12 protein-coding genes are annotated in these 15,126 nt (G+C 69.9%); 8 read left to right on the top strand and 4 right to left on the bottom strand.

The genetic code is table 11. The features are described 5' to 3' along the window. Nucleotides 1-150: 150 nt before the first annotated feature. Nucleotides 151-888 (bottom strand): SDR family oxidoreductase, encoded by a 738-nt coding sequence (locus ACO1BR_RS27190; RefSeq protein WP_426797734.1) that lies wholly within the window; start codon nucleotides 886-888, stop codon nucleotides 151-153. 135 nt (nucleotides 889-1,023) lie between these two features. On the opposite strand from ACO1BR_RS27190, the gene ACO1BR_RS27185 reads away from it, so the two are divergent. Together ACO1BR_RS27185 and ACO1BR_RS27180 are read left to right on the top strand one after the other, a co-directional pair. Then, nucleotides 1,024-1,617, top strand: coding sequence for a TetR/AcrR family transcriptional regulator (locus ACO1BR_RS27185; protein ID WP_426797733.1), 594 nt, complete (start codon nucleotides 1,024-1,026; stop codon nucleotides 1,615-1,617). 113 nt (nucleotides 1,618-1,730) lie between these two features. Then, nucleotides 1,731-1,901 carry a hypothetical protein gene (locus ACO1BR_RS27180; protein WP_426797732.1) on the top strand — a complete coding sequence of 57 codons (171 nt, stop codon included), beginning with the start codon at nucleotides 1,731-1,733 and terminating at the stop codon, nucleotides 1,899-1,901. A gap of 174 nt (nucleotides 1,902-2,075) precedes the next feature. Here the strand turns inward: ACO1BR_RS27180 and trpS are convergent, their stop codons facing one another. Beyond that, nucleotides 2,076-3,188, bottom strand: coding sequence for a tryptophan--tRNA ligase (gene trpS / locus ACO1BR_RS27175; protein ID WP_426797731.1), 1,113 nt, complete (start codon nucleotides 3,186-3,188; stop codon nucleotides 2,076-2,078). A 504-nt stretch (nucleotides 3,189-3,692) separates the two neighbouring features. Here trpS and ACO1BR_RS27170 point away from each other — a divergent pair. The 6 genes from ACO1BR_RS27170 to ACO1BR_RS27145 all read left to right on the top strand — a co-directional run bounded on the left by ACO1BR_RS27170 (nucleotide 3,693) and on the right by ACO1BR_RS27145 (nucleotide 9,320). Continuing rightward, nucleotides 3,693-4,271 carry a DJ-1/PfpI family protein gene (locus tag ACO1BR_RS27170; protein ID WP_426797730.1) on the top strand — a complete coding sequence of 193 codons (579 nt, stop codon included), beginning with the start codon at nucleotides 3,693-3,695 and terminating at the stop codon, nucleotides 4,269-4,271. 271 nt (nucleotides 4,272-4,542) lie between these two features. Continuing rightward, entirely contained in the window at nucleotides 4,543-5,313 is a 771-nt protein-coding gene (locus ACO1BR_RS27165; RefSeq protein WP_426797729.1) for a class I SAM-dependent methyltransferase, read from the top strand. A gap of 362 nt (nucleotides 5,314-5,675) precedes the next feature. Next, complete coding sequence (locus tag ACO1BR_RS27160) at nucleotides 5,676-6,335, top strand: TetR/AcrR family transcriptional regulator (RefSeq protein ID WP_426797728.1); 660 nt, start codon at nucleotides 5,676-5,678, stop codon at nucleotides 6,333-6,335. 192 nt (nucleotides 6,336-6,527) lie between these two features. Then, nucleotides 6,528-7,754 carry a DUF418 domain-containing protein gene (locus ACO1BR_RS27155; RefSeq protein WP_426797727.1) on the top strand — a complete coding sequence of 409 codons (1,227 nt, stop codon included), beginning with the start codon at nucleotides 6,528-6,530 and terminating at the stop codon, nucleotides 7,752-7,754. Between the two features lie 182 nt (nucleotides 7,755-7,936). Next, nucleotides 7,937-9,127, top strand: a complete 1,191-nt coding sequence (locus ACO1BR_RS27150) for an RNA-guided endonuclease InsQ/TnpB family protein (RefSeq protein ID WP_426797783.1) — start codon at nucleotides 7,937-7,939, stop codon at nucleotides 9,125-9,127. Nucleotides 9,128-9,194: 67 nt separating this feature from the next. Further along, nucleotides 9,195-9,320: a hypothetical protein gene (locus ACO1BR_RS27145; protein WP_426797726.1), complete on the top strand. Its 126-nt coding sequence runs from the start codon at nucleotides 9,195-9,197 to the stop codon at nucleotides 9,318-9,320. A gap of 191 nt (nucleotides 9,321-9,511) precedes the next feature. On the opposite strand, the gene ACO1BR_RS27140 is transcribed toward ACO1BR_RS27145, so the two are convergent. Both ACO1BR_RS27140 and ACO1BR_RS27135 read right to left on the bottom strand, forming a co-directional pair. Then, a complete protein-coding gene (locus tag ACO1BR_RS27140; RefSeq protein WP_426797725.1) occupies nucleotides 9,512-13,789 on the bottom strand; it encodes a molybdopterin-dependent oxidoreductase in 4,278 nt (1,425 codons plus the stop codon). Nucleotides 13,790-14,137: 348 nt separating this feature from the next. After that, nucleotides 14,138-14,845 carry a M24 family metallopeptidase gene (locus ACO1BR_RS27135; protein WP_426797724.1) on the bottom strand — a complete coding sequence of 236 codons (708 nt, stop codon included), beginning with the start codon at nucleotides 14,843-14,845 and terminating at the stop codon, nucleotides 14,138-14,140. Nucleotides 14,846-15,126: the final 281 nt, after the last annotated feature.

Genomic DNA, 15,126 nt, shown 5'->3' with positions numbered 1-15,126 from the left:
CTCGCGGAACCGGGCCGCGGTCACGTGACAAAGGTCACGCGGCGCACGGTGTTCGGGGCGAGCCCCCACCTGCCCTGCGGGTGGGAGGCGGGGCGCGACGTACGAGACGGTCGGCGTCGGGCGGACCGCCGAGCGGTGGGGAACGGGCCGTCAGTCCTGTGCGGTGGGGCGGACGACGATGTCGCCCACGTCGACGCCGTCCGGCTGCTCGATGGCGAACGCGATGGCGCGGGCCACAGCGTCCGGCGAGATCGCGATCTTGTTCATCCGGTCGAGGATCTGGGCCTTGACGTCCGGGTTCGGCATGGCCTCCGCGAAGTCCGTACGGACGAAGCCCGGTGAGACGACGGTGACGCGCAGGCTGTCGCCGGCCTCCTGGCGCAGGCCCTCGGAGAGAGTGCGGACGGCGTTCTTCGTGGCGGCGTAGACCGACTGGAGGGGAACGACGCGCAGTCCGGCGGTGGAGACGGTGTTGACGAAATGCCCGAAGCCCTGCTGCCGGAATACGGGCAGGGCGGCGGCGATCCCGTACAGCACGCCTTTGAGGTTGACGTCGATCATCTGCTCCCAGTCCTCGACGCGGAGTTCGTCCAGGGGGGAGATCAGGCCGACCCCGGCATTGCTGACGAGGACGTCGATCTTGCCGAACCGGTCGCGGGCCAGCTCGACGAGAGCGCACAGGTCCGCGCGCCGCGTCACGTCGGTGCGGACCCAGGCGGCCTCGCCGCCGGCCTTCTCGATGCGGGCGGCCAGGGCTTCCAGACGATCGGTGCGGCGTGCCCCGAGGACGACTTTCGCGCCGCGCTCGGCGAGCAGCAGCGCGGTTGCCGCACCGATGCCGCTACCGGCGCCGGTGATCGCCACGACCTTGCCTTCGATTCCCCGCATGATCGACAGTCCTTCCGGGAGGAGAGTGAGGGCAGGCCGGGGCATGCCCTAGAGTGAAAGTGGAGGCGCCGCCACTTCATCCACGCTAAGCGGCGACGCCTCCACTTGGCAATGGTGATGAGGGGAGAGCCGCTGATGGTCCCGTCCGCAGGACGTCCACTGAGGGCTGATGCGCAGCGCAACCGGGACAAGATCCTGGCCGCGGCGGTGCGCGTGTTCACCGAAGAGGGTCTGGACGCGCACTTCGAGCGCATCGCCAAGGAAGCGGGCGTCGGAAGCGGCACCCTGTACCGGAATTTCCCGACCCGAGAGGCACTGATCGAGGCGGCCTACCGCAATGAGGTGGCCCGGCTGTGCGACGCCGTCCCCGGTCTCCTGGCGACCATGCCGCCAGGCGAGGCCCTGCGCGCGTGGACGCGTCGCTTCATCGACTACGCCACCGCCAAACTCGGCATGGCCGACGCCCTGCGCGCCGTCGTCGCCTCGGGAGCCAACCCGTACGCCGACAGCCGCGAGATGATTCAGGCGGCCTTGTCCTCCCTGATGGACGCCGGAGTGGCCGCCGGCGTGATCCGGTCCGACATCCTGCCGACCGACATGTTCGCCGCCCTCGCCGGCATCGCCCTCACCTCGGCGAGGCCCGAGCAGCGGGAGCAGGCCGAACGCCTCCTCGACCTCACCCTGGACGGACTGCGGCCCGTCCCGGCGCCGCCGGGCACGGAAGGCTGACGGCCCGACCCCGTTCACCCCTTTGCCCCTGCGGGAGAGCTGGCGCCCGGCCGCTCCAGCATCATCGATCTGGGCACCCGCCCCGTATTCCTACGTATGAAGGAGCATGTGCAATGGGGATGAAGGACGACATGCAGGCCAAGGCGCAGCAGGCCCGGGAAAAGGCACAGCAGGCCAGGGAGCAGGCGCAGCAGCGGGGCCAGCAGGCGCAGGACAAGTCGCGCCAGCAGCAGGGCAGGCAGCAGTCCATCGACGACATCCAGGACGACCTCGACGAGCAGTGAGTTAGCGTCAGTCGGGCACGGCAACGAGCGTCTCCGCGCGCCGCCGAGCCGCGACGGCTGAAACGATTCGAGCGCGGCATCCGGCGCAACCCGCCATGTGCCGCGCTCAGTCACGATCCGATCCGGGCGCGGCCCTCGGGGCAACGGGCCAACGGGCCAACGGGCTTGAGATTGTCAGTAGTGGCTGTTCATGGCGGCACGGACCTCGGTGAGAGTGGCATCGGCCGTCGCTCTGGCGCGCTCGTTGCCCTCGCGCAGTGTCCGGCGGAGGAAGGTGCGGTCCTGCGCGTACTCGGTACGGCGGGCTCGCATCGGGGCCAGGTACTCGTTGACCGCCTCGGTCACGGTCCTCTTCAGCGCGGCGGCTCCCGCGGAGTCGATGTCGGCGGCCACCTGCTGGGGGGTGCGGTCCAGGCAGAGGGCCGCGAGCAGGAGCAGGGAGGACACCTCGGGGCGAGTGGCCGGGTCGTAGGTGATGTGCCGCTCCGAGTCGGTCTTGGCCCCCTTGATCAGGCGGGCGGTCTCGTCGGCATCGGCGGCCAGGGTGATGGCGTTGCCCCGGCTCTTGCTCATCTTGGTGCCGTCCGTGCCGAGCAGCAGTGGTGCGTTCGACAGCAGGGCGTCGGGCTGCGGGAATACGGCACTGCCGTTGCCGTAACGGTCGTTGAAGCGGCGGGCGATGGTGCGGGTGAGTTCGAGGTGGGGGAGCTGGTCCTGGCCGACCGGGACCAGGTTGGCCTTGCAGAAGAGAATGTCCGCGGCCTGGTGGACGGGGTAGGTGAACATCAAGCCGCTGACGGCGGACTGGCGCGAGTGGGCGATTTCGTCCTTGACCGTGGGGTTGCGGTTGAGTTCGGCGACGGAGACGAGGCTGAGGAAGGGCAGCATCAGCTGGTTGAGGGCCGGGACGGCGCTGTGCGTGAAGATCGTGCTGCGCGCCGGGTCCACGCCGATGGCGAGGTGGTCCAGTACCAGTTCCTCGACGTGCCCGGTCAGGTTGTCCGCTACATCGCGGTCGGTCAGGACCTGGTAATCCGCGATGATCACGAACAGCTCCACTCCGAGGTCCTGAAGACGTACCCGGTTGTGCAGCGTGCCGAAGTAGTGCCCCAGGTGCAGACGGCCGGTGGGGCGGTCGCCGGTCAGCACACGGAACTGTCCGGGTTCCTTGAGGACCAGCTCCTCCAACACCGCATTGCGGGCCTGCGCGGCAGACGTCCCGAGTGTGTCGGCGGAGGGATCCGAGGCGGCGGCGTCGGGGCCCGGGGTCTGGTGGATGGTGTTCACGAGGTCTCCTGGTGGGTCGGTCGTGCCGTCAGGACGGCACGAGCCCTGGTCCCAGGGGATGCAGAAGGGCCGTCCATCCGAACGGCCCGGTCATGCATGAGAGATGGCCGCTCCTACAAGGAGCGCCACCAGCTCAGACAGGACGAAACATGCATGCGCTCATCATAGTCGCATTCGCCGCCGAGGTGACGTGTCCCGGTCGTGCGCGGTCGCCCAGGGGCATGGTCATGGCCCTGGCCAGGCGGTGGTACGCGCAGTGGTGGAGTGGGCCACCGTCGCCCCGGCGGTGCGGATCGTGCCGGCGACGGCGGTCGCTCGTGCGCGGGTTGCCGCGTCGATACCCAGGTCGGCCACCCGGCCGAACAGGGCCTGCTGGTGACCCCGCCGACGACGAAGCAGTCGTCCGGAAGGCGCATTCGAGTCCACCGGGTGGGGAACCGATGGACCGATACGGCCCGGTCATCTCCGATCGGGCTGGACGCTGCGATCACGAGGAGTACCGCCATGCCCGAGATCCTGCTCATCGCCGGCGACGCCACCGAGGACCTGGAGTTCTTCTACCCGTACCAGCGGCTGCTGGAGGAGGGCTACGAGCCGCGGATCGCCGCCCCCTCCCGCAAGAAGCTGCAGTTCGTCGTGCACGACTTCGTCGACGACTTCGACACCTACGTCGAGCGCCAGGGCCACTCCTGGCCGGCCGATCTCGCGTTGTCCGAGGTCGAACCGGCGGAGTACGCGGCCCTTGTCCTCCCTGGTGGCCGGGCGCCCGAATACCTCCGGCAGGACCCCGACTTCCGCCGCGTCGTCACGCACTTCTTCGACGCGGACAAGCCGGTGGCGCACATCTGCCACGCGGCCATCGCGCTGGCCCCGCTCGGTGTGCTGAAGGGCCGCCGCACTTCCGCCTACCCCGCCTGTGCGCCGGAGGTGGCACTGGGCGGCGGGGTCTTCGTGGACGGCCCGGCGGTGGTGGACGGCAAGGTCGTTTCGGCCCGTGCCTGGAACGACCAGCCGGAGTGGATGCGGGCGTTCGTGGAGATCCTGCGGGAGTACGCACCGGTGGGGAAGCCCGCGCAGGGCTGAGCGTCGCGCGGTGTGGCCGCCGAGCACGTCGGCGGTCGGAGCGCCGCCGGGCGGGCCGGGGCGGAGCCGACCACGTTCCGGGACGGCTCCGCCGCCGCAGGCGTCTTGGGCTCGGCTCCGCTCGGCTTACGGCGCGGTGCCCCGCAGCGTGGCCGGGCCAACCGGTCGCGGCGAGCCCGTTCGTCCAGGCTCGGCGCGACCCGGCGACAGAGGAGGCCATGTGGACAGGGACAGACAGGGACAGGGACAAGGACGGGGCGAGGACAGGGACATGGACTTCTCGGTGGGGGAGGAGCAGTGGCGGGCTCGTTCGGGGACGTTGCGACAGGTCGTGCGCCAGGAGGTGGTGTCGCGGCAGCTGGTGACCCACTTGCCGGACCTGCCGCCCCGACGGGTGCTGGATGTGGGTTGCGGTCAGGGCACACAGGCTCTGGGCTTGGCCCGACGCGGACACCGGGTCACCGGACTGGACGCATCGCCCCAGCTGCTTGACGACTTTCGCGCCGCGTTGGCCGCGGAGCCGGTGGAGGTCCGCGACCGGGTACGGCTGGTCCAGGGCGACGCCGAGCGGCTGGCGGGGATGTTCGCGCCGTCGAGTTACGAAGTGGTGTTGTGTCAGGGCCTGTTGATGTATTTTCCGGATCCCGGTCCACTGCTGGACGCCGTCGGGCAGGTCCTGGCGCCGGGCGGAATCGTCTCCCTGCTCGTACGGAACGGCGATGCCCTTGCGATGCGCCCTGGGCTGCTGGGCGACTGGGACGACGTCGAGAGGGCCTTCGAGGGGGACTCCTATGTCAACCGGATCGGTGTGCGGGCCCGTGCCGATCGTCTGGAGGACCTTACGGCGGCATTGGCCCGGCGTGAGATGCGTGTGCGCCAGTGGTACGGGGTTCGGGTGTTCACCGACGCCGTCGCGTCGGATGCGGCACTGCCGGACGCGGAGACGCTCGGTGTCATTCTCCGCGCCGAGGAACGTGCCGGGCGCACCGACCCCTATCGGCGGGTGGCGGCCCTTCTCCATTTGATCGCTGAGCGCCGGTAGGAGAGGCTGACTCCGTGCCAGCACAGGTGCGTTGGTCGAGGAGCAGGGCAATGCTTCGCCGTGGTCGGCGCCTTGGTGCGGGCCCCCGCCTTCAACGCGCCGCCCTGCTCAGCCTTGGCTCTCGGGTGTCATCGGCCCTGGATTTCCCGCCGTGTTGGCCATCGCGTTCCGACGCGGGAACCTCCCCTTGCTGAAGTCCCGTTAGACCTAAGGGGATTGCACCGCCGGGGATTTGCCCCTTGATGTCGGAGCTGTCTAGCATCTGCGCTGTCATCAATGATGACAGCGCAGATGTCAGGGGGCGGTCGGGAAGTGGTCGGGAAGGTGTCGGGAGGGTGAGGGGACAGGTGGGGAGACGGCCGGTGCGACTGTCGCCGGAGGTGATCACCGATGCGGCGGTGCGGGTCGCGGCGCGCGCGGAGGCGGACGGGCTGACCGGACGGGCGCTGGGGGAGGAGCTGGGCGTGGACCGCTCGGCGGTGTGGCGGCATTTCGCCGACCGCGATGCGCTGCTGCTCGCGGTGGGGGACCGACTGCTGCGGATGGCGGTCGCGCAGGTCCCGGAAGGACTGGCGGCACGTGAGCGGTTGCAGTCACTGGCCCGCAGCGTGGTGGAGGTCTACGTCGCGCATCCCTTTGTGGGCGCCGCCGTCGCCTGCCGGGCCACACGGGGCCCGGGGGAGTTCGCCGCGGTCGAGATGATGCTCGCCGGACTGCAGGAAATCGGTCTGCGGGCGGAGGCCGTCGCCCGCTTCCAGCGGATGCTCGCCGACACGGTCCTCGCCTACGCCGGCATGCGTGCCGGGTACGCCGTACTGCCGCAGCACGTCAAGGACGGCGACGAGCAGGCACGGGCCGCCACCTACGCCCCCCTCTCGCCGGAGCGGTACCCGGCCCTCACCGCCCACGTTCCCTACCTCGCCAAGCAGGACGGCGACCGCGTCCTCGACGCACTGCTGGAAGCCTTCTGGCTCGCGGTCGAGGCCACCGCAGACCCCACGCGCCGGAACTCCGGGCGCTGATCGCGGGCACCTCGCATGGGGACCCGCCCGATTCCGGGTCCGCCGCGGTGAGTTCGCCATGCCCGACGTCACCCCACTCCGCAGGCCCTGACGGCTTGCGGCGAAGACCACCCGGACCGCCGGCCACGGCGTCCACACCAGTCCGCCCGCCCCGGGGCACCCGCCCAGTACGAGACGAGAGTGAGACCCCGCATGGCCTCCGTCCAGCATCTACAGGACCCTCCAGGGGACCGTGTTCCGCCCGCAGACCACGCCCCGGCCCCGACGCCCGAGACCGGCCGCCGGGCCTCGGCGAACCGGCTGATCGGCGTCGACCTGGCCCGCGGACTCGCGGTCTTCGGCATGTACGCCGCCCATGTCGGCCCCTCCCCGGACCAGGGCGGGGTGACCGGCTTCCTGATGGAACTGACCCATGGCAGGGCCTCGGCGCTCTTCGCCTTCCTGGCGGGCTTCGCCGTCGTCCTGATAACCGGGCGCAGCACGCCGAAGACCGGGCTCGCCGGCCGCCAGGCCATCGCCAAGGTGGTGATCCGGGCCGTGATACTGCTGGCGATGGGCACGGCACTGACGTCGACCGGCACGCCGGTCGACGTCATCCTGGCCTTCTACGGTGTCTACTTCCTGCTCGTGCTGCCGCTCTACCGCCTCCGTGCCAGGTCGCTGGCAGTGATCGCGGCGGGGACAGCCGTCGTCTTCCCCCAGCTGCTGTACATCGGGATGCAGGCGATCGGCGACGGTACGTACGACGACGGGAACCGCGGCCACGGTGGCGTCGACGGCATCATCTCCCTTCTCTTCTCCGGCAGTTACCCGGCCCTCACATGGGTCCCCTTCGTCATCGCCGGCATGGCCGTCGCCCGCCTCGACCTGGCCTCCGCAGCGGTCCGCATACGGCTCGCGGTCTCCGGTGCCTCTCTCGCCGTCGCGGGCTACGGATGTTCCTGGCTGGCGCTGCACCTCGTCCCCGGTGCTCTCGACGCCCTCGTCCAGGCGGCCGGACCGGACGTGGCGAGCGCGTGGTGGTCCGACATCGCCGGGTACCCGACGTACGACACCCCCGCCTGGATGCTGGTGGCTTCGCCGCACAGTGAGACCACCCTGTCCCTCGTGGGCAACGCCGGCGTGGCGATGGCCGTCCTGGCCACCTGCCTCATCGCCGTGGACGCCGTCCCGCGCCTGCGTGCGCTGGCCCGGCCGGTCATAGCGGTCGGGTCCATGTCGCTGACGGCGTATGTCCTCCACATCGCCGGCATCTGGCTCCTGGGCATCGAGGAACTGCCTGGGTCGCCACTGCCCGTCCTGTTCGGCTTCATGGGCGCCGTCATGGTGTTCGCCACCGTCTGGTCGCGGTTCTTCCGCCGCGGCCCGCTCGAACAGCTCATGGCCAAGGCAACCGGCATCGCCCGGCACGTCAGGTAGCCCTGCGCACAGCCCGGACGGGCTTCGCGATCGCCGCCCACTCACGACCGCCGCCCACTCACGACCGCCGGCGTCATCTGCCGTACAGCGAACGCCAAGTGCGTGTGCATCACGAACGCGCAGTGTTTACCAGTGCGGTAGTGCCGTACTCAGCCATGGTCCAAGTATGTATGGTGATGGGCATGCAGTTGAGGTACAGCTTTCGCCTGTACCCGAACGGGCCTCAGCGCGCCGCGCTGGCAAGGGCGTTCGGGTGTGCTCGGGTGGTCTACAACGACGCGTTGCGCGTTCGCGAGACCGCCCGCGCCAATGGCGAGATGTTCTCGAAGACTGGGGACCTCTCCAAGCTGCTGATCACCGAGGCCAAGAAGACCCAGGAACGGGCATGGCTCGGCGACGTGTCGGCTGTGGTGCTGCAACAGTCCCTGCGGGACCTGGATGTCGCGTACCGGAACTTCTTCGACGGCCTGAAGGGAAAACGCCCCCGCGTGGGGGCACCCCGCTTCAAGTCCCGCAAGGACCGGCGCCAGGCCGTACGGTTCACCGCGAACGCACGATGGAAGATCACCACTGGCGGGGACCTTTCCCTGCCGAAGATCGGCGACGTGCGCGTCAAGTGGTCACGCGACCTTCCCTCCACTCCGTCCACGGTGACCGTGATCAAGGACGCCGCCGGTAGGTACTTCGCGTCGTTCGTGGTCGAGACCGAGCCCGAGACGTTGCCCGAGACTGAATTCGTGGTCGGCATCGACCTGGGTCTAGGGCACTTCGCCGTCCTCTCCGACGGTACGAAGATCGACGCCCCGCGCTTCCTGCGCCGAGCCGAGAAGAAGCTCAAGAAGGCGCAGCAGGTTTTGAGCCGGAAGGCGAAGGGGTCGAACAACCGGGACAAGGCCAGGGTTCGCGTCGCACGGGCACACGCCCGTGTTGCGGACGCACGGCGGGACTTCCACCACCAGTTTTCCACCACGCTGATACGCGATAACCAAGCGGTCGCGGTGGAAGATCTGGCGGTCAAGGGACTCGCCCGCACCAAGCTGGCCAAGTCCGTCCACGACGCCGGGTGGTCCGCGTTCGTCACGATGCTGGAGTACAAGGCCGCCAAGTTCGGCCGCACCTTCCGCCGAATCGGACGTTTCGAACCCACCTCTCAGGTCTGCTCGGCCTGCGGCGTCAAGGACGGCCCCAAACCCCTCCACGTTCGTGTGTGGGAGTGCGGGGCGTGCGGGACCATCCTCGATCGAGACATCAACGCGGCGGTCAACGTCGCCAAGACGGCCGGACTAGCCGTTTCAGCCTGTGGAGCGCAGGTAAGACCGGAACCTCTGGTCCCGGCACAGCGCGGTGAAGCAGGAACCCACCGAGACGGTTAGCCGACCGTGGTAGGAATCCCCGCCATTTAGGACGGGGAGCGGAAGTCAAAGCAAGGGGAGTGACGCGGTGCCGGGAGTGGCGGACGCGGCCAGCCAGCTGGGGACGGTGATGTTCAGGTCGGTCCACCGGTTGACCAACAAGGGCCGGCGCTACGAGTGGCAGGTGCCCACCGGGCTCACCGCTTCGACCTGACCGCAAGCGGGCGTTGGGTTGTTGTCCGGTCGGCGTCCGTCGGCCGGGCGGGGGTCCAAGTTCCGCTACGCGCAGGGGTGTCTGTGCGCTGTTCGGACGGTGCCACCTGAGAGGTCACTGGCAACCTGACGGCACCACAGTCATCCGCAGGACGCTTGCCCTCACGGGGCGGTCGGCGGCGGCCGGTATCGTCAGTAGACGTCGCGGACGTAGCGTTTGTCCGTGGAGAGGCGCCTGACGTAGGCGGTGGCCTCGTCGGTGTCCATGCCGCCGTGGGTGGCGGCGATCTCCCTGAGTGCCTGGTCGACGTCCTGAGCCATGCGTCCGGCGTCTCCGCAGACGTAGAAGTGGGCGCCGTCCTGGAGCCACTGCCACAGGCGGGCACCCTTTTCACGCATCCGGTCCTGGACGTAGACCTTGTTGCGCTGGTCGCGGGAGAAGGCGAGGTCGAGGCGGTCGAGGTGGCCGGATGCCTGGTACGCCTCCAGGTCCTCGCGGTAGTAGAAGTCGGTGGCCTGGCGCTGTTCGCCGAAGAAGAGCCAGTTGGGGCCGGTGTGGCCGCGGGCCTGGCGGTCTTCGAGGAAGCCGACGAAGGGGGCCACGCCCGTGCCGGGGCCGACCATGATCATGGGGGTGGCGGGGTCGGCGGGCGGGCGGAAGTGCGGTGAGCGTTGCACGAAGACCCGTACCGGGCCGTCGTCCGCACAGTCGGCGAGGTAGGTCGAGCAGGTGCCCTTGCGGTGGCGGCCGAGGTCGTTGGTGTAGCGGACGACGGAGACGGTGAGGCGGACCTCGCTGGGGTGCGCGAGTGGGCTGGAGGAGATGGAGTACAGGCGGGGCTGGAGGCGCTTGAGTACGGCGGTCCATTCCGCGGCGGACGCGCGGACCGGGAACTCGGCGACGACATCGGCGGCCTGGCGGCCCCAACTCCACTTCGCCAGCGCGTCCTTGTTGTCGGGCCGCAGCAGTCGCCTCAGGTCCTGGCTCCCGGTGCGGTCCGCCACGAACCTGAGCAGGTCGGTGGTCAGGCGGGTGATGTCCAGTCGGGTGCGCAGGGCGTCTTCGAAGGAGTTGGGTGCGCCGTCGCCGATGTCGACGGGTTCGTCGGGGTCCAGTCCGGTGAGGGCGAGCCATTCGGCGACGAGACCGGCGCCGTTGACCGGCCATACGCCGAGGGCGTCACCGGCGTCGTAGGCGAGTTCGCCGTCGCGGGTGTCGAAGGCGAACTGCCGTACCTCCTTCTCGGAACCCGGCAGGCTCAGCAGCCGATTGCCGACGAGGAGGGTGGCGAACGGCGATGCCTTGGTGTGGCCGGCCGGTGCGGAAGCCGGTGGCGGGGAGGCGGTGGCGGGCGTGGCCGCGACGGCTGAGGTGGCGGCGGGGGCGGGTGCGGTCGTCGCGATCCCGCCCGTGGCGGTGGGTTGGCCGTCTTCGGGGGTGGCCAGGGCGGTGACCACCTGGCCCAGCCACCGCTCGGCGGTCTCCTCGAAGTCGGGCTCGCAGTCGGTGCGGGCGACGAGCCGGGTGGCTCCGAGTGCGTCCAACCGTTCGTCGAGCCGGCGGCCGTGGCCGCAGAAGTCGTCGTAGTGGGAGTCGCCGAAGGCGAGGACCGCGTACCGGATTCCCTCCAGCGGCTCGGTGTCCGGGGCGGACAGCGCCTGCCAGAAGTCGGCGCCGTTGTCCGGGGCGTCACCGTCGCCGAAGGTGCTGGTGACGATCAGCAGGTCGGTGTCGGCGGCGAGTTGGGCGGGCGCGACGTCGGTCATGGGCAGGAGTTCGGGGGTGCGACCCGCCTCGGCGAGGTGTGCGGCGGCCGTCGTGGCGAAATCCTCGGCGTTACCGGTCTGCGACGCCCACAGGATGACCAGGCGACGGACCGGTACCGCCGGGTCGGCTTCCGGCGCGGTGGGCTGCGCGGGCACGGGGGCGGGTGCGGTGGTGGCGGGCGCCGCGGTGCGGGAGAACATGCCGGCGAGGACGCCGTCCACCCACAGTGCCCGTTCGGGGGCGATGGGCGCGTCGGGCGGCAGTACGGGGACACGTCCGTCGGGCGGGGTCAGGGCGAGACCGGAGAGATAGCCGGAGAGGTAGCGGCGCTCCGGCTCCGCCAGTGGTGCGGGGGCGAGGTCGCCGATGCCGAACAGTGCGGCGAGCGCGGGGACGGCGGAGTCCGGCCGGGCGGTTGCGCCGGCCGCGGTCGGTACGGGGTTCATGGGCTCTCCCCGGTGGGCGGTGTCCGCCGGGGCGGGCTCGGGCCGGGTGTTCGGGCGGGCCTCCGGGACAGGGACGGCCGTCTTGGTGAGGGTGACGGCGCAGACCTTGAACTCGGGCTGGAAGGAGATCGGATCGACGGCGTCGTTGGTGACGGCGTTGATGCTGAGATATTCGCCGAACAGGTCGTTCCAGTGGAAGGGGGCGAAGCACGTGCCGGGCCGGACCCGGTCGGTGACCACGGCGGGAAGTACGGCTCGCCCGCGGCGCGAGGCGATCTCCACGTGGTCGCCCTCCGCGATCCCCAGTGCGTCGGCGTCCTCGGGATGGACTTCCACGAACGGACCGGGGTTGAGTCGGGCGAGTTTGGCGACCTTGCCGGTCTTGGTCATGGTGTGCCACTGGTGCTGCAGGCGACCCGTGTTGAGCACGAACGGGTAGTCGTCGTCGGGGAGTTCGGCCGGCGGCAGGTGCGGACGTGCGTAGAACCGGGCGCGTCCGCTCGGGGTCGGGAAGGCCAGGCGAGGGCGTGTGCCGTCCTCGCGTTCCAGCAGTGGCTGGCTGACGCCGTCGTTGAGGTAGCGGATCGGGTTGCGGTCCGGTCCGCCGGCGTCCGGTGCCGGCCACTGGACCGGCGTGGCGCGCAGCCGCTCGTAGCTCACCCCGCGCAGATCCCAGCCGGTCCGGGGATTCCACGCCTGCTTGAGTTCCTCGAACACCTCCTCCGCGGAGGCGTAGCCGAACGCGTCCGCGAAGCCCATCTCGCAGGCCACCCGGGCGATCAACTGCCAGTCGGGAAGCGCCTGTCCGGGCGGGTCGACGACCCCTTGTACGAGGGTGAGGTTGCGCTCGGAGTTGACCATCACGCCGTCGGACTCCGCCCACAGCGTCGCGGGCAGCACGACATCGGCGTACGCATTGGTCTCGGTGTCGGCGAAGACGTCCTGCGTGATGACGAGTTCGGCGGCCTCCAGACCGGCGATGACGGTCTTGCGGTTGGCGACCGAAGCGACCGGGTTGGTGCAGATGATCCAGCACGCCTTGATGTCGCCGGCGGCCAGCTGCTCGAACGTCTCGACGGTGCCGCGCCCGACCTCGGTACGCAGGGAGCCCTCGGGGATCCGCCACAGTCGCTCGACGAAGGCACGCTCGGCGTCGACGAGCACGGAGCGCTGACCGGGCAGCCCCGGTCCCATGTACCCCATCTCGCGGCCGCCCATGGCGTTGGGCTGGCCGGTCAGCGAGAACGGACCGGACCCCGGACGGCAGATGGCGCCGGTCGCGAGGTGCAGGTTGACCAGGGCGTTGGTGTTCCAGGTGCCGTGCGTGGACTGGTTCAGGCCCATGGTCCAGCAGCTCATCCAGTCACCGGCCGCGCCGATCCACCGCGCGGCCTGCCGGATGTCGTCCTCGGTCAGCCCGGTGATCTCCGCGACCCGGTCGGGCGGGTAGTCCGCAAGGAAGGCGGGCATCTCCCCCCAGCCCTCGGTGAACTCGGCGACGAACTCCTCGTCGGTGTGGCCGTTCGCGACCAGCAGATGCAGCAGGCCGTTCAGCAGGGCGAGGTCGGTGCCGGGCCTGATCTGCAGGAAGAGATCGGCCTTGTCGGCGGTGGCGTTGCGGCGCGGGTCGACGACGATCAGTTTGGCGCCGGCCTTGACCCGGTCCATCATGCGCAGGAAGAGGATCGGGTGGCAGTCGGCCATGTTGGCGCCGATCACGAAGAACACGTCCGCGCTGTCGAAGTCCTGGTACGAGCCGGGCGGGCCGTCCGCGCCCAGCGACAGCTTGTAACCGGATCCGGCGGAGGCCATGCACAGCCGTGAGTTGGACTCGATCTGGTTGGTGCGCACGAAGCCCTTGGCCAGCTTGTTCGCCAGGTACTGCGCCTCCAGGGACATCTGCCCGGACACGTAGAAGGACAACGCGTCCGGCCCGTGCGCGTCCAGGATGGCCCGCAGTCGCCCGGCGACCGCCGTGATGGCCTCGTCCACATCCGTCTCGACCGTCTCGGCGCCACGCTCGGCACGTACCAGTGCCTTCTCCGCACGGCCGGCCGCGGCCATCATGTCCGCGCTGGTCGCCCCCTTCGTGCACAGCCGGCCGAAGTTGGTGGGGTGTGCCTTGTCCCCGGACGCCTTCGCCACGCGGCGGCGGCCGTCAGCGGGGTCCCGTGCCACGTCCAGCACGATCCCGCAGCCCACCCCGCAGTACGAGCAGACCGTGCGGACACCGCCGCCCTTCGAGCCAGATGCCACCGAAACCCCACCCCGTGGTGCGTGCGCCTTGCCGAACCGGACCGTCCCGCAGGTGGCGGGCAGCCCTCTGCCCAGCACCGTAGAAAGACCGAATTTCCGGCCCGTCACACGACAGGAGCATCCGGAGTTACGCCTCACGCACACGTCGCACCCGTGCCATGTGAGGCGAGCGCGCCCACCTGCCGCGGCGGCCCGCACCGGCGCACGACCAGGGACGACGCGAGGACGGCTGCGGCCACGCCCACGCCTGCGACTACGTCCTGCTACGGCCGGAACCGCTCAGTAGTCGGGCGAGCCGTGTCGCCGGAGCACCGATGGCACCCGCCCGCCGGGCCCGGAGCCGGCGCATCAGGCGAGGTCGAGGAGCTGCTCGTAGAACCCGCCGAAGCCCCCTTCCCGGTCGACCAGATGGAGTTCGAGGATCCAGTGGCAGGTCCGGCCCGCTCGGTCGGTGCGGCGCAACGGGGTGTTGTTCTCCGGGGTGATGTAGGAATCGGCCTTGGCGCCGTCGTTCGTCTCGTGCGGGAACTCGCCGACCAGATGGCCGGCATGCCAGATGCCGATGGCCCAACCGGCCGCCATGGCAAGGCGCTCGACCTCGGCGTACAGCTGACGGCCGGTGATGTCCGGGTGTGCGGCGAAGAAGGCGCGGCCGGCGTCGAAGATGCCCGGCAGGTCCCGGCGGAGACGGTGCTTGTGCGGATCGTCCCCGAAGACGTACGTGCGGCCGAAGTCCGCCTCATACTCTTCGAAGATCGGCCCGAAGTCGGCGAAGGCGATGTCGTCGGGCTCGATGACCCGGTCCGGCGGATTGTCCCGGTACGGCGCGAGGGTGTTGGGCCCGGAGCGGATGATCCGCTTGTGCCAGTGCTTGGTGGTGCCGAACATCTCGTTGGCCAGATCGCGGATCAGGTCGCTGACCTCGCGTTCACCCCGGCCGGGCGCCACCAACTCACGCCTCTCCACCTCGTGGAACAGTGCGACGGCCTTCTCCTGAGCTGCAATCAGCCCCTCGACCCGCCGGGTCTCCTGCACATCCACTGTCTCGTCGGTCACGAGGACTCCTGGGCGTTGTCGGGTGTTGCCGGGTGTTGCGCCAGTCTCGATCGATCATCGTATCGGCGCGTCCACCGAGGCAAGAGCACTCATGCCGGATGCACACCCAGGCCATGAGCATCCGGCACTTCTGAGGGCTGCCCCTCCTCGAACAGGGGCCCTCACTCGGCGAGTTCGCCGATCACCACACACTCCCGCGAAGGACGCCCGGGCGATGGCGACGATGCACTGGTGGGGGAGCGGTAGACGGTCGGCAAGGTTCCAGAAAGTCGCCGCCGTTG

Source organism: Streptomyces sp. YGL11-2, from assembly GCF_050054615.1.
Taxonomy (GTDB): Bacteria; Actinomycetota; Actinomycetes; order Streptomycetales; family Streptomycetaceae; genus Streptomyces.
This window is presented reverse-complemented; position numbering and strand designations above follow the sequence as displayed.